At 39.2% G+C, this 20,526-nt stretch carries 13 protein-coding genes, 1 tRNA gene and 1 other RNA gene; 8 read left to right on the top strand and 7 right to left on the bottom strand.

Features of this window, described 5'->3' with window-relative positions; genetic code table 11:
- Positions 1 to 144 precede the first annotated feature (144 nt).
- Positions 145 to 870: an XAC2610-related protein gene (locus DV942_RS00780; RefSeq protein ID WP_145854431.1), complete on the bottom strand. Its 726-nt coding sequence runs from the start codon at positions 868 to 870 to the stop codon at positions 145 to 147.
- A 212-nt stretch (positions 871 to 1,082) separates the two neighbouring features.
- Entirely contained in the window at positions 1,083 to 1,424 is a 342-nt protein-coding gene (locus tag DV942_RS00775) for a hypothetical protein (RefSeq protein ID WP_145854429.1), read from the bottom strand.
- 249 nt (positions 1,425 to 1,673) lie between these two features.
- Here DV942_RS00775 and DV942_RS00770 point away from each other — a divergent pair, with 249 nt between their 5' ends.
- Together DV942_RS00770 and DV942_RS00765 are read left to right on the top strand one after the other, a co-directional pair.
- Positions 1,674 to 2,405 (top strand): DUF6794 domain-containing protein, encoded by a 732-nt coding sequence (locus tag DV942_RS00770; RefSeq protein WP_145854427.1) that lies wholly within the window; start codon positions 1,674 to 1,676, stop codon positions 2,403 to 2,405.
- Positions 2,406 to 3,042: 637 nt separating this feature from the next.
- Complete coding sequence (locus DV942_RS00765; protein WP_145854425.1) at positions 3,043 to 3,753, top strand: hypothetical protein; 711 nt, start codon at positions 3,043 to 3,045, stop codon at positions 3,751 to 3,753.
- Positions 3,754 to 4,205: 452 nt separating this feature from the next.
- Here DV942_RS00765 and DV942_RS00760 read toward each other — a convergent pair.
- Positions 4,206 to 4,278 (bottom strand) — tRNA-Lys (locus tag DV942_RS00760).
- Between the two features lie 295 nt (positions 4,279 to 4,573).
- On the opposite strand from DV942_RS00760, the gene DV942_RS00755 reads away from it, so the two are divergent.
- Both DV942_RS00755 and DV942_RS00750 read left to right on the top strand, forming a co-directional pair.
- Positions 4,574 to 5,854 (top strand): sugar MFS transporter, encoded by a 1,281-nt coding sequence (locus tag DV942_RS00755; protein WP_145854423.1) that lies wholly within the window; start codon positions 4,574 to 4,576, stop codon positions 5,852 to 5,854.
- A 167-nt stretch (positions 5,855 to 6,021) separates the two neighbouring features.
- Positions 6,022 to 6,528, top strand: coding sequence for a D-glycero-alpha-D-manno-heptose-1,7-bisphosphate 7-phosphatase (locus tag DV942_RS00750; RefSeq protein ID WP_090979197.1), 507 nt, complete (start codon positions 6,022 to 6,024; stop codon positions 6,526 to 6,528).
- 1,086 nt (positions 6,529 to 7,614) lie between these two features.
- Here the strand turns inward: DV942_RS00750 and fsa are convergent.
- Positions 7,615 to 8,274, bottom strand: a complete 660-nt coding sequence (fsa, locus tag DV942_RS00745; protein WP_090979190.1) for a fructose-6-phosphate aldolase — start codon at positions 8,272 to 8,274, stop codon at positions 7,615 to 7,617.
- A gap of 91 nt (positions 8,275 to 8,365) precedes the next feature.
- An RNA gene (gene ffs, locus DV942_RS00740) (signal recognition particle sRNA small type) lies at positions 8,366 to 8,465 on the bottom strand.
- Positions 8,466 to 8,876: 411 nt separating this feature from the next.
- On the opposite strand from ffs, the gene gltB reads away from it, so the two are divergent.
- From gltB to DV942_RS00725, 3 genes are all read left to right on the top strand, one after another.
- Positions 8,877 to 13,376, top strand: a complete 4,500-nt coding sequence (gene gltB / locus DV942_RS00735) for a glutamate synthase large subunit (RefSeq protein WP_090979187.1) — start codon at positions 8,877 to 8,879, stop codon at positions 13,374 to 13,376.
- 3 nt (positions 13,377 to 13,379) lie between these two features.
- Complete coding sequence (locus DV942_RS00730; RefSeq protein ID WP_145854421.1) at positions 13,380 to 14,846, top strand: glutamate synthase subunit beta; 1,467 nt, start codon at positions 13,380 to 13,382, stop codon at positions 14,844 to 14,846.
- A 1,364-nt stretch (positions 14,847 to 16,210) separates the two neighbouring features.
- Positions 16,211 to 16,594: a hypothetical protein gene (locus DV942_RS00725; RefSeq protein WP_244950788.1), complete on the top strand. Its 384-nt coding sequence runs from the start codon at positions 16,211 to 16,213 to the stop codon at positions 16,592 to 16,594.
- Between the two features lie 188 nt (positions 16,595 to 16,782).
- Here the strand turns inward: DV942_RS00725 and DV942_RS00720 are convergent, their stop codons facing one another.
- Positions 16,783 to 17,985, bottom strand: coding sequence for a DUF763 domain-containing protein (locus tag DV942_RS00720; RefSeq protein ID WP_145854419.1), 1,203 nt, complete (start codon positions 17,983 to 17,985; stop codon positions 16,783 to 16,785).
- A gap of 272 nt (positions 17,986 to 18,257) precedes the next feature.
- On the opposite strand from DV942_RS00720, the gene DV942_RS00715 reads away from it, so the two are divergent.
- Positions 18,258 to 19,397, top strand: a complete 1,140-nt coding sequence (locus DV942_RS00715) for a metallophosphoesterase (RefSeq protein WP_450091364.1) — start codon at positions 18,258 to 18,260, stop codon at positions 19,395 to 19,397.
- Here DV942_RS00715 and DV942_RS00710 read toward each other — a convergent pair.
- Positions 19,383 to 20,483 carry a sensor histidine kinase gene (locus DV942_RS00710; protein ID WP_145854415.1) on the bottom strand — a complete coding sequence of 367 codons (1,101 nt, stop codon included), beginning with the start codon at positions 20,481 to 20,483 and terminating at the stop codon, positions 19,383 to 19,385. The two genes, DV942_RS00715 and DV942_RS00710, sit on opposite strands and share 15 nt — an antisense overlap.
- Positions 20,484 to 20,526: the final 43 nt, after the last annotated feature.

Here is a 20,526-nt window from a genome sequence, read left to right as displayed (position 1 = left end):
AGTTTTGCGCTTAAAAGATAAGCGCCGTGAATGGTACTCACGATCCAAATGCTTTGCCCAGTTGGCTGTCTGAGATAAATTCATATGCAATATAACAGGTTAAACATGATTTTCCGCCAATTTTGGAACTTTGTTAACTGCGGTTTAACGTTTTGAAAATTCTTCCAGTGGTCTAAAATTTTTAAATCGTGTGTATGGTTTAAAATTATTTTTCTTATCCTTCACTAAGTATGTTCTGTCTCCATTCTTATATAAAAGCTGGATATTAATCTTATCACTTAGGTCAACGCTAGCAAATTCTTTTAAACTATCCAATTCAATTTTTAAGAAAACAGTAGTGCAACCCCCATGAACTAAAAATGCATCTATACAATCCAATTCTTTATTGTATAACATGTTAGGGTAATTCTCTGAGTTTTTAATATAAGTTAGCTGATCTTTTATTTTGTCGTAAATAAAGAGATTTCTAACATCATTTGCACCTCTTGCGGCTATTGCCGATTTATAGGTCAAATCTTTATAGCCGTCATTGTTGAAATCCGAAAGTTCAGTAAAGCATCCTGAAATTTCATCTTTTAAGAAACTGAATTCCTGCTTTAACAGCCATTTATTTTCACTCGATTTTGCATAAAAACGAATTACCACGTAACCACTATCAGGGCTTCGAAAATGTGAAAGCTCAATCTTGTTCTTATTAGGCCTTCCAATAATTGTAGAGTCAGTAAAATATTCTAGAAGTTCAATTTCTTCTTTAGCTACGTATTTAGTTTGCAGTTTTGAAACAGCACCAATATCAGATTTAGAGATTTTTTTCAATCCGTTATTACATGAGATAATAAGCAATGAAATTATTAATAGGTAGTGTTTCATGTCGTTTATTGTCATAGATATGCGCCCTGTATGCTGTTAACTTGAGTATTTGTAAATCCTATTTGCCTAGATATCTGTAAACGAATATACTTGATTATATCTATTGTCAGATTTTATAGTTGAGCAAGCTTAACAGCTATAATGTATGACATATTATTGATTGGCCCTAAAACACCGGGCTATTTTTTTAGACTGGAAGCCGTTAAAATGAACTAAGCCTTTGTCTCGATGCGCTGACTAATCAGCCACGTAGCCTCGACCAGTTTGACCAATTGTTCGTAAACGGTAATTACTTCAGCCTTGGAAAGGCTTTCTTCCATGAAGGAACTGCTCAGCGCTTCGTGAAGCCATGTGTTCAGGATTTTTTTGTAGCCGTCCAGTTGATAGATCCTGAACATTTTCTTGAGTACAGATGAAGGCTTTACGATCTCCCGAACGGTCAGATTTTCAGGATAGTTCCGTAGTTTCTTCCTTTCCGTTTTAATGTACCATTTTGCGATATCACTTTCCTGTTTGTCATCGATGTCAAGTCTGCCAAGCTTGTGGTGCTGCAAGAGCCAGGCGGCTTCTATCAGCTTTATGATCAGTTCGTAATGATACACGAGAAAGGCTGGACTACATTTTTTGGCTCTTCAGATTCAAACGCGACATCGTTTCTCCAGCATGTCAGCGTTTTCAGATGATAGGGCAACCATGCGTGACTAAAAAACTCGTGTACCACTTTTATCGGATCCACTAGTTTATCATTGATTAGGATGATTAATCAATAGCGTTTTGTAGATTTAAAAATTATTCGCTCGCTAATGAAAACACTGGTCAATTTTCTGTTGCTTATTTCATGCTTTGGTTGTTCTTCGGTATCTTCTCCGAAAACACAGGCAATGCCGAAAAACCTTGAGGAGTCAATCTCATATCTCAAAAATGAATGGACTTCCTCCGAATTGAATTCGTTTAAAACCAAATCGGAAAAACAAGCCGTTGCTGAAGCCCATCTTGGAGCTGGACTTTGGATCAGAAATAATTGGATAAGAGGCGATAGAAATGTTCCGTTAGCTAAATATTTTAGATCATTGGGCATTAACCATCCCGATGGTATCTCCTCGATCATCCTCACATCTTTGCATAGAAAATTAAATAATAAAAAAATCGATGTGGATCACCAGATTGAAGAATACAAAATATATTGGAAACCCATAAGCGAATGCGAAGAAAAAGCTGCATTCATGGCTGTTAAAAACTATAATCGATTTAATGAAGGAGATCATATTTTAATTTATATGCATGTAGATAATACTGACGGTTCCAGAAATGCAGTAATTCTGGATTGCCCAAATGTATCCTGGAAATTTGATCCAAAAACCGACCTTTTGATTAAAGGTACTGTTGTAAAAAAGTATAACATCAATGCACCATCGAATGTATTTTTTACAGTAAAGATAAATAGCGCAAATAGAAGTGATACGGATATTCTTATGCAGAAAATAAAAATTGGAGAAGATATCGACTTCTCACTTATAGGTTTGAACATAGAATAAAATTGCAGTTTATTTCAAAAAAAATAATGGCTTATCAATGAGTAAATAGATACCGATTTCGTTAACCGAAAATTAGAAGATTGGATCTCAAGGGGAGAGTCAAAACTCGAAGGTAAGCCATTGAACTTTTGGAACCTGATTAAAATGCACTCCAGAAATGAAAGAAAAAAGAATATGGAAACGAGGACGGAGGATTTTGGGTGGTCGCAATCTTAGGTAATAAGGTAGTTTTTTACAATGACATTGAGGAAGGCTTTAACGTCTCAACATACCAGACTTTTGGACATATAAGTGAATATTACTGTGAGCAGAGCGAACTTGATTTGATAGTTAAACTCGTTTACAGGAGGATCAATGAGGAAAAGCAAAAGATCCCGTAACTAATAATACCCCCTGAAAAAATGAACTTTTTAAACAATTTTTTTGGAAACAAGCCTCCTGTGGTTGACTGGGAGATAGACCAGATACCCTATTACAAATCTGAATTAGAAATCCCGTCATTCTATTTTGTAGAATATATGATCTATAGCGACGATTGGTGAATTTTAAATTAGCTAGACATATCCAGGTTTATTAGATCAAACCCTCGAAGACCACCTGGATATTAGATCAATATCCTTAGCTTACAAAAGGCCATATGCTAGCTGTAACCCTATTTGGAACTTTGAATTATTTATCAGATAAAATGAAATTAACAAATACCCTTCTCTATATTTTTCTCAGTATAACTATTATATCGCTAGTTACCCATTCCAGAAAGAATACATATTTTGAAAACCCTTCAAGCCAATTAAGCGAAAAAATCTATAATAATGGATTTGTAATTTCAACTAGTTTGAAGTCCGAAGGTACAGGCTACTCATTTGACTGTAGTCTAAACAATATCAAAGCTGAAATTCAGATTCAGGATTTACAAATTGGTTTATCTCAAATCGAAAGTGAAAAGGAAAACAACTTATTATTAGAAAAAATACTGCCCTATAGCGGAATGCACAATTGGGACATTCCTGAATTTAGAAGCTTTTCAGAAATTCCAGATAGTCTTAAGTTTATAAACAGTTCCAGTAACCCTTATTTTGCTTATGAATTCATATTTAAGCTAAATCCTAAATACTCTGGCGAAAGGTTCACTGCAAAGATAACCGCCGATTTTACAAAGAATGGCGTGAGAAAAAAAATCGCCCGTGAGGTCACGATGGTTAGGAAAAGTAAATTTGAAATAAGGCCTTTCGATGCGCATAGCGACATTAGCTATTTTTTTATTCCTATTGCAGCATTGCTAACGGTGATTCTGGTAATAATCAAACAGTTTTTAAAACGTAATGGAAAGTTATCCACACCTAAATGAAAAGGAGGTAATGACTCTGACCATTCCCAGCGTTTTACATCTGCGCCATAGCTGTTCCTTAAGTGGAAGGCGAGTCCGTCACCATCGAGGTCTGATGAGCTGAAAAGGTCTATATCTATGAATTCACTGTGTCCGATCCTTAAAGATAGGCGGTACCACCTACGAGGTAAAAAGAATTGAGGCGATGGCCTTTCATCAGCGCCTGGATTAGATCCCGCGTCCCTGTTGTAACTGTTTCTGCACTCTGAAAACGTCAAGATGTTCGATGCTATAACGAATTGTTAAACAAATGGTTATGTATAATTCGGCAAGTTCTTTTTGTACCTAAATTACTCACCGAATTACACACTTTTGATATGAGAATCTGTGAGTATTTTAGATTTTCAACTAAAACAAAAAAGCTTGCAATCATTTGATTTGCAAGCTTTTACATAGTTTTTATACTATTTTCGTGATCCCGCTGGGATTCGAACCCAGGACCACTACATTAAAAGTGTAATGCTCTACCAGCTGAGCTACGGAATCTACTTTACATCAACGTTAGCCGTTTCCTTTAAAGTGGTGCAAATATAGGCGTACAGACTGTTTCCTGCAAATAAAAAATCGATAAATGCGGTAGTGTATTGATTTATAGGTAAATTAATTATCTGGCGGTCCTTTTTTAAACTGATTTTGTAAGTTTTCTATACTTAACATGTAGATCATCCATAGTGAAATGGGGTTTAAAGACATGTTAAAAATAAAATTACGAAAGCGGTGATGCCTATTTATTAAAAATTATTCTTTAGTTTGGCCTAAACAAATAAACCGAACCAAACTCATGCAGCAAAAAACAACATCAGCCCTGGCACAGGGGCCGAAACCGCTCATTATTATTTGTGCTTTATTCTTTATTTTCGGCTTTGTAACCTGGGCAAACGGAACCCTGATTCCTTTTTTTAAGTTATCTTTTGGCCTGTCAAACCTACAGGCATTTTTTGTAACCTTCGCCTCGTACATGGCCTATTTCTTTTTGGCGCTACCATCGTCGTGGATCTTGAAACAAGTGGGCTTTAAAAACGGAATTGTTTTAGGTTTGATTATTTTGGGTTTAGGCTCATTGATATTTATTCCGGCAGCTCAGACCAGAACTTTTGGTTTATTTTTAACCGGTATTTTTGTACAAGGGGCGGCACTGGCTTTGTTACAAACCGCATCAAATCCGTACTTAACCATTATAGGACCTATTGAAAGTGCAGCCAAACGCATCAGCATTGCCGGGATCTGCAATAAATTTGCCGGAATGATTGTGCCATTGATTATGGGTACCTTGTTTTTAAAAAATGCTTCTGAAGTAGAAAAACAGATTAAATCGGCTACCGGTGCAGTGCACCAACAGTTATTAAATGATGTTTTAGGTCGCGTAAATATGCCTTACGTTGTTTTAGCCATTGTTTTCTGCCTTTTTGCATTGCTGATTAAATTTACCAATTTGCCGGAGGTTGAAGTTGAAGAGGATGTGGTAGACGAAAGCAATGGAGCGGTACTCAAACACAAAAGTATTTTCCAGTTTCCACATTTATTTTTGGGAGCACTTTGTATTTTTGTATATGTGGGAGCGGAGGTTATGGCCGGTGATATTATCGGAATTTATGGCCGTGAATTGGGCATTAAAGCCGAGATTAGCGGAAAACTAACTTCCATTACCCTTTTTAGTATGTTAATTGGTTACATTGTTGGCATTGTAACCATTCCAAAATACATCTCGCAGCAAAAGGCTTTAAGAATGTGTGCCATTTTAGGGATCTTGTTCACCATTTTATCTTTTGTAATTTCCAGCTGGTTCGCAGTAATTTTCGTGGCTTTACTCGGCTTAGCCAATTCATTAATGTGGCCTGCAATTTTTCCGCTAGGCATTAGTCATCTGGGCAGATTTACCAAAATAGGTTCAGCCATTATGATTATGGGTATTGCAGGGGGTGCCATAATGCCGCTACTATATGCTTTCTTAAATGAAAAACTGCATATTAACTTTCAACTGGCCTACCTGTTAACGGTATTGCCCTGCTACTTATACATTCTGTTTTTTGCCATAAAAGGCCACAGGGCAGGATTGATTTGAAATAAGCAAAACCACATCAATTTTATGATTAAGCCCCGCCTTCAATGAGGTTGGGCTTTCTTTTATGCTTAATTTTCAGTTATTTTGGCGAAATTATAAACAGGTAGAATCTCGATACTTAATACTTAAATCTTGATACTAATACTCCAAAACCCATAATATCAACAATGAACAAAGCTATCTTTCTAGACCGCGATGGTGTACTTAACCACGAAATATACGATTACATTTGTCGCGTTGAAGACTTTAAAATCCTGGATTACCAAATTCCTGTACTAAAGAAACTTTTTGATGAGGGGTATTTGCTGATTGTCATTACGAACCAGGGCGGCATTGCATTGAAGCGCTATACCGAACAAGAACTGGCTATTATGCACCAGATGCTCCGAAATGCTTTTTTGGCCAAGGGGGCTGATATTGCCGGTTTTTATTACTGTCCGCATCATCCAACTGTTGGTGGGGAGTGTAAATGTAGAAAACCTGCATCAGGAATGATTCTGGATGCCATTGACATGTATGATATTGATCCGGCACAGTCTGTTATGATCGGCGATAAACCCAGAGACGTAGAAGCCGCAAATGGGGCAGGAGTGAAGGGAATATTGATTGAACCGGATGAGCAGATCAGTTACGAGAAGGTTAAGGAAGTCCTTAGTCGTGAGTCTTTAGTCTAAAGTCTCTTTTTAAGGCGTACAAGAATTTAACTCCAGGGCTTATATTGATTTTATTTGGGCGTTTTAACACGCTGTACACTATATCTTTTTGGCTGGCCTTCGAGTACGCTGCCATCGACAGAATCCACTATTTTGGTCTTCATTCTCGCGTACGCGGGAATCTTAATAAAACGTTTTAAGATTATTCATCAGTGTTTGCTTTTATATAGCGGCATTCATGAGCACTTCGTGGTTCCCAATCAAGTTGGGAATGACGATTTCCTGAGGGATATTTCCTAATTAAATTTTATCCGTCAATCATATTGATTTTTATATCATAAATTATCCCTCAAGATGATAGCCAAAAGGATGCCTTTTCCATCGTTAACTCAAAATGTTCGCAAAGATATACGAAGTTTAAAAAGGAAAGAATAAATACACTGTCAATCAGAAGTTTATGAAATTATATTACGTTTTTTCGTACCTAATACTTAAATCCTTCCGGAAACTTCTCCTTTAAAATTTCTCAAGTTACCTTGCCTTTTAGACCATTCCGGTGTCTGATCAATTTATCTTTCCGGAAAATTCACCGGAATATAATGGAAAGCAGGACTGGAGCAACCGATTGGCACTGGTGGTTCTGCTCTCCAAAAGATCAGGGAAAATGGAAGAGGGAAAATGGATGATGGAACCTGCCTTGCCAAACTTACGAAATCGTTCCACGCGCTTGTGCTTTGAACTTTCTTAAGCTGCCCATGGAAACTAGACCTGATTGAAATGGCATTCCGGTGTTAAATCAATTATCTTTCCGGAAAATTCACCGGAATATAATGGAAAGCAGGACTGGAGCAACCGATTGGCACTGGTTCTGCTCTCCAAAAGATCAGGGAAAATGGGAGAGGAAAGACACTAAATTATTGAAAATAAAATATTTAGCTCAGTTGGCATTCAGGGTTTAGAGTTTGGAATAAGCAAAATGCTCAAATAGAAAACCCTAAGGACTCTTATTCATTAAATTTTGTTAAACAAAAAAGTCCTAAATTATTACTTAATTCAGGACTTTTTTGTCTGCCTGGAACTCAACATCCCAAACTTAATACTCAAAACTTATTTACCCGCTGCTTTAGCGTGGTCGGCTAAAAATGTTGCTAGACCGCTATCTGTTAGCGGGTGTTTTAATAAACCAACAATAGCAGCCAATGGTGCCGTAATTACGTCGGCGCCTAATTTAGCACAATTTACAATATGCAATGGTCCGCGGATGGATGCCGCTAAAATTTGTGTTTCATATCCGTAGTTATCAAAAATTGTTCTGATATCTTCAATTAAAACCAGGCCATCGTTAGAAATATCGTCTAAACGGCCCAAAAAAGGAGAAACGTATGTTGCACCTGCTTTCGCTGCCAATAAAGCTTGTCCGGCAGAAAAAATCAAAGTACAATTGGTTTTAATTCCTTTTGAAGAAAAATATTTAATGGCTTTCAAACCATCTTTAATCATTGGAACTTTAACTACGATTTTCGGGTTTAATGCGGCCAGGGCTTCGCCTTCTTTGATAATTTCCTCAAAAGTGGTCGAAATTACTTCTGCACTTACATTATCGTCAACAATATCGCAGATTGCTTTATAATGGTTAATTACATTTTCATCGCCGGTAATACCTTCTTTAGCCATTAAGCTAGGGTTGGTGGTTACGCCATCTAAAATGCCAAGATCTTGAGCTTCTTTGATTTGATCAAGATTTGCTGTGTCAATAAAAAATTTCATGTTTATAAATTCTTAAAATGATTATTAGGTTCTGCTGCAAGAAGCCCTGAAGAATTTAATATCCCCCCTTCAGGGGAATAAGGGGGTAAAAAAAGGGCAAGCACCTTCTATCGCACCGCTACAACCTTCTACCCTTGCTGCGTTCCCACCCTGGGGGAGTTCAAAGGGAGCTGGTCGTAAAAGACTTGCCCGGCCACAAAGGTAGAAAAAGAAGTTGTTTTGCAAAACGCATTTCTGTATTTTTTTTTAGTTTTAAGCTATATAGCTGATTAATAAATTAATAAAATCGAAACCGGCATTTTAATTTGACCACAACAGACTCACTTTCAGTAGTTTATTTTATATTTAAATAAATTATTCATACTTGAAATACTTGTTAAAACGGTTTAGTTTTAAAATTGAGCTAATATGAGCATTTATTGTACAATATTACCATTATCAATTTGCTAAATGTATTGCACAATAATTATTATTTTTTAAATTTAAACGCATTAAATTACCTAGGAACTAAAATTTTTCCAAAAATCGTGTCAACTCTGTAATTTAAAGTTTCTTTTTCCTATCTTAGTGTTTCCTATACACTAACAACTAACGAGCAAAGAATGGAACCAAACAGTGGATTGTACGATGCGCAATTTGAACACGATGCCTGCGGTATTGGGTTCGTTGCACATGTGAAAGGGCGGAAATCGCATCAAATCATCTCTGATGCACTTACTATTTTAGAGAATCTAGATCATAGAGGGGCATGTGGAGCAGAACCAAATACAGGCGATGGAGCAGGTATCATGATTCAGATTCCTCACGAATTTTTTTACGATGAATGTTTAAAAGCAGGCTTTAGCCTACCAGAAACCAATAATTATGGTGTTGGTATGTTATTTATGCCAAAAGATATCAGGTCCAGAGAAGAATGCAGAGAGCTGATTTACCGTGCTGCTGAAAAGCTAGGCCTTGAAATTTTAGGTTTTAGAAAGGTTGATGTAGACACAACGGATATAGGCAACATGGCCCTTTCCGTTGAACCTGAAATTGAACAGGTGTTTATTGCCCGCCCTTATGCGGTGGCACCAGGTGCAGATTTTGAACGCAAACTTTACATTTTTAAAAATTACCTGATCAAACTGATTGTAAATACCGTTCATGGCGGTAAAGATTTTTACATCGTTTCGCTTTCCGCACAAACCATTATATATAAAGGTCAGCTTACTTCCTTACAGGTACGCACCTATTTTACCGATCTTACCGATAAGCGTATGGTGTCTGCCCTGGGTTTGGTTCACTCGCGTTTTGCCACCAATACTTTTCCTTCGTGGAGACTGGCCCAGCCGTTCCGCTTTATTGCGCATAACGGCGAGATCAATACTTTACAAGGAAATTTAAACTGGTTTAGGGCTGGCGTAAAGTCTTTTGCTTCTGCTTATTTTACACCGGAAGAACTTGATATGTTATTGCCTGTAATCGACGAAACAAACTCAGATTCAGGCTGTCTGGATAATGTGATTGAACTGTTGCTTCACTCAGGAAGAAGCCTGCCGCATGTACTAATGATGCTGGTGCCTGAAGCCTGGGATGGCAATGAGGATATGGATCCTGTTAAAAAGGCTTTTTACGAATTCCACGCCACTTTAATGGAGCCCTGGGACGGACCTGCCGCCATCGCTTTTACTGACGGTAAATTAATTGGCGCTACTTTAGACCGTAATGGTCTCCGTCCTTCGCGTTATGCCATTACTTCTGACGACCGCGTAATTATGGGTTCTGAAGCGGGAGCGCTGGCCATCGATCAAAGCACGATCATCGAAAAAGGCCGCTTAACTCCCGGTAAAATGTTTGTAGTAGACATGGAGCAGGGCAGGATCATCAGCGACAATGAAATTAAAGAAGAAGTTTGTGGCAAAAGTCCTTACGGCGACTGGATTAACCAATACCAGATCCGCTTAGAGGAATTGCCTGAGCCCCGCGTAATGTTTACCGGCTTATCTACTGAATCTATCTTCAAATATCAACAGGTTTTTGGCTATAGCAGAGAAGATGTAGATCTTTTGCTTAAACCAATGGCCATTGAAGGCAAGGAACCGATTGGTTCAATGGGTACCGATACGCCTCTGGCTATCCTGTCAAAACGTCCGCAACACTTATCATCCTATTTCAAGCAGTTATTTGCACAGGTAACTAACCCACCAATTGACCCGATCAGGGAAAAAGTGGTAATGAGTTTGGCCAGTTTTATGGGCAGCATGGGCAACCTGCTGGAAGAAACACCAAAACAGGCACATTGCGTTGCGATTAAACACCCGATTTTAACCAACCAGGAACTAGAGAAATTAAGAAGTATTGACACCGGCGTTTTCCAGGCAAAAACTTTGCAGACTTATTTCAGGGCAGATGGCAAACCAGGCGCTATGGCTAAAGCCTTAGACCGTTTGTGCCGTTATGCCGTTGATGCGGTTGAAGACGGTTTCCAGGTGATTGTATTAACCGATCGGGCTATCGATTCTGAACACGCCGCGATGCCTTCTCTACTGGCGGTTTCAGCAGTACACCATCATTTGATCCGTAAAGGATACCGTGGTGCGGTTGGTATTGTGATTGAGGCTGGAGATATTTGGGAAGTACATCATTTCGCAACCTTGCTGGGCTTTGGTGTTACGGCTATAAACCCTTATCTGGCTCTAGAAACCATCAATGGTTTTCAGCAAGAATCTGGTTTGTCGGCAGAACAACTTACCAAAAACTATATCTACGCGGTAAACAGCGGTTTACTTAAAATTTTCTCTAAAATGGGTATCTCTACCCTTCAATCATACCAGGGTGCGCAGATTTTTGAGATTTTAGGTTTAAACAAACAGGTGGTGAACACCTATTTCACGGGTGCGGTTTCTCGTATAGGTGGTTTAGGTCTGGATGAGATTGCGAAAGAAACTTTAATCAAGCATCACCGCAGTTTTGGCCCGCTAACGCAGACAGAAAACTTATTGCCGGCTGGCGGAACATATAAATTCCGCCGCAAAGGTGAAGCGCATTTATTTAATCCGCAAACCATTCACTTACTACAAAACGCAACACGTAAAAACGACTACAATATTTTCAAACAATATTCTAAACTGGTAAATGAGCAAACACAACAGGCTTACACCATCCGTGGATTGTTTGAATTCAATTATAGCCGCCCTTCTGTTCCTTTAAACGAGGTAGAAGCTACGGAATCTATCTTAAAAAGATTTGCCACTGGAGCGATGTCTTTCGGCTCAATCTCGCATGAGGCACATTCTACTTTGGCCATCGCCATGAACCGTATCGGTGGAAAGAGCAATACCGGAGAAGGTGGTGAAGATGAAATGCGTTATACCAAACTGCCAAATGGCGATAGCATGCGCTCAGCGATTAAACAGGTGGCTTCTGCGCGTTTCGGTGTAACGAGCTATTATTTGACCAATGCTGATGAGTTACAGATCAAAATGGCTCAGGGTGCTAAGCCGGGAGAAGGCGGGCAATTACCTGGACACAAAGTAGACGATTGGATTGCAAAAGTTCGTCACTCTACGCCAGGCGTAGGTTTAATTTCGCCTCCTCCACACCACGATATTTATTCCATCGAGGATTTGGCACAGTTAATTTATGATCTTAAAAATGCCAACCGCGCGGCACGGATCAATGTAAAACTCGTATCTAAAGCCGGCGTAGGTACTATTGCAGCCGGCGTAGCTAAAGCTCATGCTGATGTTATTCTTGTATCCGGCTTTGATGGCGGTACCGGTGCTTCGCCGTTAACTTCTATTCAGCATGCGGGTTTACCATGGGAGTTAGGACTGGCGGAAGCGCACCAAACCCTGGTAAAGAACAAATTGCGCAACCGTATCGTTTTACAAACAGACGGTCAGCTAAAAACAGGTAGGGATATCGCCATTGCAGCTTTATTGGGTGCAGAAGAGTGGGGCGTTGCAACAGCCGCGTTGGTAACATCAGGATGTATCATGATGCGTAAATGCCATTTAAATACCTGTCCGGTAGGGGTGGCTACACAAGATCCGGAACTAAGGAAATTATTTACCGGTGATGCAGACCATGTAGTAAACCTATTCTATTTCCTTGCCGAGGAATTACGGGAGATTATGGCCGAACTTGGCTTTAGGACCATTAACGAAATGATTGGCCAGGCTGATATTTTAAAATTACGTGAATTGCCTGCCGAAGACTGGAAACTGAAACACCTTGATCTATCAGCCATATTATACAAGGCAGAAGAAAATGGTTTACCTTTATATCATACAGAAGCTCAGGATCATGGCTTGGATCAGGTTTTAGATCACCAGCTGATTGCTGCAGCCCAACCTGCCATCCATCATAACGAACCTGTATTTGCCAGCTTTAATGTAAAAAATACTGACCGTGCGATAGGCACTATGCTGTCTAATGAAATTTCAAAAGTTCATTTAAGCGCTGGTTTACCTCCGGATACGATCAACTTTAAATTTGTGGGTTCTGCCGGACAAAGCTTTGGTGCTTTTAATACCCGCGGGGTTACTTTATCACTGGAAGGCGAGGCAAACGATTATGTAGGTAAAGGTTTATCAGGTGCGAGACTGGCTATTTATCCTTTCTCAAACGCTACTTTTGTTCCTGAACAAAATATCATTATTGGTAATGTGGCCCTGTATGGTGCAACTTCTGGTGAGTTGTTTGCCCGTGGTAAAGCAGGCGAACGTTTTGCCGTACGTAACTCTGGTGCAACAGCTGTTGTTGAAGGTGTTGGCGATCATGGATGTGAATACATGACTGGCGGTGAGGTGCTGATTCTGGGCGATACCGGAAGCAATTTCGCCGCTGGAATGAGTGGTGGTGTGGCGTGGATTTACGATGCCAATGGAACTTTCGAGCGAAAATGCAATAAAGAAATGGTTGATTTAGATCCACTTCAGGCAGAAGATGAAGAACGTATCTTAGCCTTACTTAAAGCACATATCCGCTTAACAGATAGCAAGGTAGCTGAGTTTATCTTAAGCGATTGGAAAACCCAGTCTGCGCATTTCGTAAAAGTATTCCCTAAAGAATACAAGGCAGTTTTAAGCAAACGTAACCAACAAGTAAAAACACACTAGGCCATGGGTAAAGTAACAGGATTTCAAGAATACGACAGAGTTGCACCCATTAGAGAAGAGGTTGCAACGCGTGTAAAACACTATGGTGAATTTTTAAATAATTTACCGCCACAAGAATTAAATAATCAGGCTGCCCGTTGTATGGATTGCGGAGTGCCTTTCTGCCAGTCAGGTTGTCCGCTGGGTAACGTGATACCGGAATTTAACGATGCTGTTTATCAGGGTAAATGGGAATTAGCGGCAAATATTTTATTAAGCACCAATAATTTTCCGGAATTTACGGGTAGAATTTGCCCGGCACCATGCGAATCTGCATGTGTGTTAGGTATTAACAGACCACCGGTTTCTATTGAAGAGATTGAGAAGCATATCATCGAAATTGCTTTCGAAAAAGGATTTATCAAAGCTAAAGCACCGTTAATCAGAACGGGTAAAAAAGTTGCTGTAATTGGTTCAGGTCCTGCAGGCCTGGCAGCTGCTGCCCAGCTAAATAAAGTCGGGCATGAAGTTACCGTTTTCGAACGTGATGATGCACCGGGTGGTTTATTAAGATATGGCATTCCCGATTTCAAACTGCAAAAAAACGTAGTAGATCGCCGTATTGATTTGATGAAAGAAGAAGGCATCATTTTTAAATGCAAGGCCAACGTAGGCGAGAATGTTGAAATAGGTACTTTGTTACGTGATTTTAATGCGATTGTATTGGCAGGTGGTTCAACAATTCCACGTGATCTGCCGATTGATGGTCGTTCAGCTAAAGGTGTTCATTTTGCAATGGATTTCTTAAAGCAGCAGAATAAACGTGTGGCTGGCAGGACTGTAGAAGCAGAAGATATTATGGCTACCGGTAAGAATGTGATTGTAATTGGTGGTGGTGATACCGGATCTGATTGTATTGGTACTTCAAACCGCCATGGCGCAAAATCCGTTACGCAATTCGAGATCATGCCAATGCCACCGCAGGCACGCAATGAGCATATGCCTTGGCCAAATTATCCAATGTTGCTGAAAAATACTTCTTCTCACGAGGAAGGTGCACAGAGAGCTTGGTCTGTTAATACCAAAAACTTTATTGCTGACGAGGAAGGAAATCTTAAAGCACTAAAAGTTGTTGATGTAGAATGGGAAATTGATGCAAACGGGCGTCCGGTTACATTTAAAGAAGTAGCAGGTACTGAAAGAGATCTTCCATGCGAGCTGGTGCTTTTAGCAATGGGATTTTTACATCCGCAAAAAGAAGGTTTACTTGAAAAATTGGGTATTGAATTAGATAACCGTGGAAATGTAAAGGCATCTGAACATACCTATCAAACTAATATTGCAAAGATTTTTGCTGCAGGCGATGTCCGCCGTGGACAATCGTTAGTGGTTTGGGCCATTTCAGAAGGCAGAGAAGCTGCCCGTAAGGTAGATGAATACTTAATGGGAGCAACTAAACTGGCGTCGAAAGATGCAGTAGCATATGCTTAAACAGGTTTAAATTCTATATTTTTTTGGGTCGTGGTGTAAACCACGACCTTTTTTGTTTTATACAATAAAATTGATAATTCATTCGATCGTCATGCTGAATTTATTTTACAAGTAAGAGATATTATTTTCAGTTACCTTGTAGCTACTTCGTGGTCAGCATCTTTCGGGCCCCGTACTATCCGTAGAGTTAAGCGCAGCGTCTCTACGGATTTAAGAATAGAACTGAGTTTATAACTCAGCAACAAAACCGAGTCAGAGACTCTTGTCCATTCCAAAATCCGTAGAGCCCTTCGGAACTCTACGGATAGAACCATATCCTTAACTTTAAGCGAAGCGCCTCTACGGATTTAAGAATAGAACTGATTTTATAACTCAGCAACAAAACCGAGTCAGAGACTCTTGTCCATTCCAAAATCCGTAGAGCCCTTCAGAACTCTACGGATAGAACCATACTATCCGTAGAGTTAAGCGCAGCGTCTCTACGGATTTAAGAATAGAACTGAGTTTATAACTCAGCAACAAAACAGAGTCAGAGACTCTTGTCCATTCCAAAATCCGTAGAGCCCTTCGGAACTCTACGGATAGAACCATATCCTTAACGTTAAGCGCAGCGTCTCTACGGATCTAAGAATAGACTGAGTTTATAACTCAGTAACAAAAACGAGTCAGAGACTCTTGTCCATTCCAAAATCCGTAGAGCCCTTCAGAACTCTACGGATAGAACCATACTATCCGTAGAGTTAAGCGCAGCGTCTCTACGGATTAAGAATAGAACTGAGTTTATAACTCAGCAACAAAACCGAGTCAGAGACTCTTGCCCATTCCAAAATCCGTAGAGCCCTTCGGAACTCTACGGATAGAACCATATCCTTACCATACTATCCGTAGCGTTAAGCGCAGAATCTCCTACGGATTTAAGAATAGAACTGAGTTTATAACTCAGCAACAAAATAGAGTCAGAGACCCTTGTCCATTCCAAAATCCGTAGAACCCTTCGGAACTCTACGGATAGAACCATATCCTTACCATACTATCCGTAGAGTTAAGCGCAGCGTCTCTACGGATAAGAATAGACTGAGTTATAACTCAGCAAAATGGCGACTCAGAGACTTAGCTATTCTATAAATCGTCTATAATCTACGGTCTATTTTGAAACGACGTAAATATCTTAATTCTAAAAACTTATATTAGTATATGGGAGAAAATGGCTATCAAATAAAAGATCAGGAGGCTATATATTTTATAACATTTGCTACTGTACAGTGGGTAGATGTATTTACCAGAAAAGAATATGCTGATATCGTTGTAGAAAGTCTAATTTATTGCAAAACGAATAAAGGTTACGAATTCATGCCTGGTGTATTATGAGTAATCATCTTCATTTGATTTTATCAGCAAGTGATAGTAATCTATCTGATACGTTAAGAGATTTTAAAAAGTTTACATCTAACAACATCATTAAAGCAATCAAAAACAATAATTATGAAAGTAGACGAAGCTGGATGCTTTGGATATTTAAAAAAGCTGGAGAAGAAAATAAAAGAAATAAAGATTATCAATTTTGGCAGCAGGAAAATCATCCGGTGGAACTTTCTACCAATGAAATGATGGATCAAAGATTAAATTATTTACATGATAATCCTGTAAGATCAGGTGCGGTTAGGAGTGCAAAAGAATACGTTTATTCCTCTGCTATAGATTACTATACAACAGAAAGAGGATTGATAGAAATAGACTTTATAGAATAAAAAGAGGCTTACCATTCACATACACTATCCGTAGCGTCTCTAAGAATTTGTTAATAGAACTGAGTTTAAAACTCAGTAACAAAACCGAGTCAGAGACTCTTATCCATTTTACAGTCCCAGAGTCCTTCGGAACTTTACAGAAAGAAACTGAAAACAGTATGATAATAAATGACCTGGCAGAATAAAAATTAAAACAATTTCAACTGTTTATCTATGGGTGGCTTCTCTTTCCCAAAAACCGTTCGACCACCGTATTTCCAGCTTTCCTCACGTTCCTGTTCAATTACTTTTTCAAAATCCATATTAGGAACGAAGTCTTTTTCTGCATTTCGGGCAATTTGATGTAGTGATTTTATCGCTTGTTGTTTGTCGGTATTGCCGATTTTCGCCTTATCAATTGCTTTTTGCAAAACATTAATTGTTTCATCATAAACATTTACCGGAACAGGGAAGGGGTGGCCATCTTTGCCTCCATGAGCGAATGAATAACGTGCAGGATCAGTAAACCGCGAAGGCGTACCGTAAATTACCTCACTTACTAAAGCCATAGATTGTAAGGTTCTCGGTCCCATGCCTTCCAGCAACAATAATTCTTCAAAATCGCGGGGTTGCTTTTCCTGTGCCAGCCACAATATACTGCCCAAACGTTTCAAATCTACATCTTTTGCTTTTACATCATGATGATGGGGTAACACCAATTTTTGTATCTCATTAAGCATACGAGCAGGCGATTCAACCGTCATGCCCATCATGCTCTGCCTGGTTTGATCAGCATTATGAGCTGTCAGATTAAGGATCTGGCCTTGATTAATGCCACAGATTCCCGTATGCGGTTCTTCTACAAAGGATTTTAAATTTTTAGAGTGCCAGTGGTATCTTCTCGCTGTTGCGCTGCTATCGCTCATGCCTTGTTGCACCACTGCCCAATCGCCCTCATTGCTCAAAATAAAACTATGAAGGTACAATTGAAATCCGTCCTGGATGGCCGTATTATCTACTTTTGCACTGAGTTTACTCGCACGAACCAAATCTGTACCATTCAATCCGGTTTTATCGGTAATTTTCAGAAGTTCATTTGGTGTTTCCCTACTATACTTTCCTTTGCCACCACAGATGTAAATGCCCAACTCTTTTGATAAAGGATTTATGGATTTTTTTAAAGCGCCAATTACTGATGTCGTTATTCCTGAAGAATGCCAATCCATCCCCATTACCGCACCTAAACTCTGGAACCAGAACGGACTACTTAACCGGCGTATTACTTCGGCTTTACCATATTCCAATAGTATGGCTTCTGTTATTGCTAAGCCAAGTTTGGCCATGCGTTGTGCCAGCCATGGTGGGACATGGCCATAATGTAAGGGTAAATCTGCGCTTCCTGATCTTTTCAATACTAACAAAATTAGTAAAAAATTTACAAAAGCGAAAAAGCAGCTACCGATTTAACAGGGAAATCGCTTTTAACTTTTCTTTGTTAGTTCTAGCTCTTTCTGCGCATGCATAAGCATTATGTTCGCCACGGAAGCACGAAAAACACGGAAAAATTTTAATCTCCTCCGTGATTTCTGTGTTTCCGTGGCTAATTAATTTTTGCACATGTTTTAAAAGCAATACCCCTGAACGATTTCACGAAACAAAACGATTAATCATATTTTTTGTTATTTTGAGCAATAACATCCTGGCAAAGGCTTATTTATCTATGCGCAAATTTCTACAACGTTTACTCAGTTCCTGGATTATTCACCTGTCGAATAAGTTTAGTTCAAATCCCAACCCTGAACGCATCCATGAGGCGTTAGATAAACTTTACAAGACCATTAATGATAACCCTGGAAAACGTGGACTTATTTTCGAAGTTACTGATGATCATAAATTCATTATTTTTTCAGATCAGCATAAAGGTGCCAGAGATGATGCAGACGATTTCACTTTAGCTGAAAAAAATTATTTAAAGGCACTTCAGTATTATAATGAACAGAACTTTCATTATATAAATTTAGGGGATAGTGAGGAGCTTTGGGAGAATTTGCTCGAATCGGTAATCAAACACAATAAAGAAACATTCGAAGCAGAGAAAGCATTTATTGCTAAAAATCAGTTCACCAAAATATTTGGCAACCATGATTTATATTGGGATAATGATCCGTTGGCTGGATTTAACCTCAACAGACTTTACGGAGCCGCGATCCGTATATACGAAGGAGCCATATTAAGGATGCCGGTAAAGAATGGAAAACTTGATATTTTTTTAACGCATGGACATCAGGGCGACTTGCAGAGTGACGGAAATTGGTTTAGCAAATGGTTTGTAAGTACGATATGGGCACCGCTACAGTCGTACCTTCAGATTAATCTGAATACGCCGGCATACGATAATCAGCTTAAAACAGTTCACAACACACTGATGTACAATTGGGCGATTACCAAGCGTAATATGGCTTTAATTACGGGGCACACGCACCAGCCAGTTTTTGCCTCATTAACTCATCTGGAACGAATTTACATGAAGTTAAAAAAAGCAAAAGACGAGAAAAATACCAGCGACATCGCGTTTCTAAATGCCGAACTTCATAAACGGATCAAAGAAGGAGACCAGGCCCCGATTTTTGGCAAATACAAGCCGGTTTATTTTAACAGCGGATGCTGCTGCTTTAGTGACGGCGATATTACCGGGATCGAAATTGCTGATGGCTTGATAAGATTAATCAAATGGTCATACCATACCAATATTGTACCCGAAAGGATAATACTTGAGGAAATGAAAATCAACGATTTAGTAGATTCAAACTTATTTGACGGGTAACGTTACATAAAAAGTACATCCCAAATCTTTTCCATCGCTTTCTGCCCACAACTTCCCTTTATGGATCTCCACAAGCGCATTTGCTGTAATCAGTCCCAATCCATAACTATTTTCCCGATTTGTACTTACCGAACTCAGACGCGCAAATTTCAGAAAAACGCTGTCTAAATCCTCCTGGGTTAAACCCACGCCATGGTCTTTCATCGCAATGGTGATGTGATTGTCAAAACTTTGATGGGTGATCACAATTTTATTTCCTATCGGCGAAAACTTGATCGCATTATCAATCAACTGGCTAAAAACCATAGCGATTTTATCCGGGTCAGCAAAAACCTCAGCAGTTTCCTCAATTTCGATTAAAACTGTCTGATTTTTACGCTCAAGCGCTGGCGTAAATTCTTTCTTTACTTTTTCCAGAATTTGTCTTAAATCTATCTTATTCTTTTGGGGCTTAAATGAAGTTGCCTCTTTCCGGGCAGCACTTAAAATGCCGTTCAGATTATCAATCATCTTTTTAGATTGTGCATTAATCTTACCCGCAATTAAAGATGCCTTATCATCAATACCTGGAATTCGTCCCAACAATTCAGATTGTAGCGTAATGGTGGTCATTGGGTTTTTAAGATCATGAACAAGTACATGTAAACGATCATCATAAGCCCTTAAAGTTCTCCTTATTGCCATCCTGGACTCCAGTTTTTCCACTACCATATCAGCTAAATACCGCAGCATTTTCAACTTCTTTTCGTCGACTGGTTTAGATTTTTTATCTGCAACGTAAATCAGTCCAAGGTGATAACCGTCAGGCGATACGATGGGTGCTGAAGTAAAAAAAGTAAATCCTGCCTTAGCCTGATCTTGAATAACTTCCAATGCAGCTCCGCCGACCTCCGACTTCACGAAAAAATTACCATCACCCTCAAAGCAGATCCCGGCAAATGACACATCAAATATTTCAGCAGCCAGCTGCGAAATCTGGTCAAAAGCACTTTCTGGCGGGGTATTTAATATCTCGTAATTACCCAGCTTTTTCAACCGTAAGGTTTCATCTGAAGAGATATCATGTTCTGCTTTTTCGTATAGCATTTATGGCACAATTTAATAGATGGATGAATCACTAAAGGTAAAA

This window comes from Pedobacter suwonensis (genome assembly GCF_007833675.1).
Classification (GTDB): Bacteria; Bacteroidota; Bacteroidia; order Sphingobacteriales; family Sphingobacteriaceae; genus Pedobacter; species Pedobacter suwonensis.
This window is presented reverse-complemented; position numbering and strand designations above follow the sequence as displayed.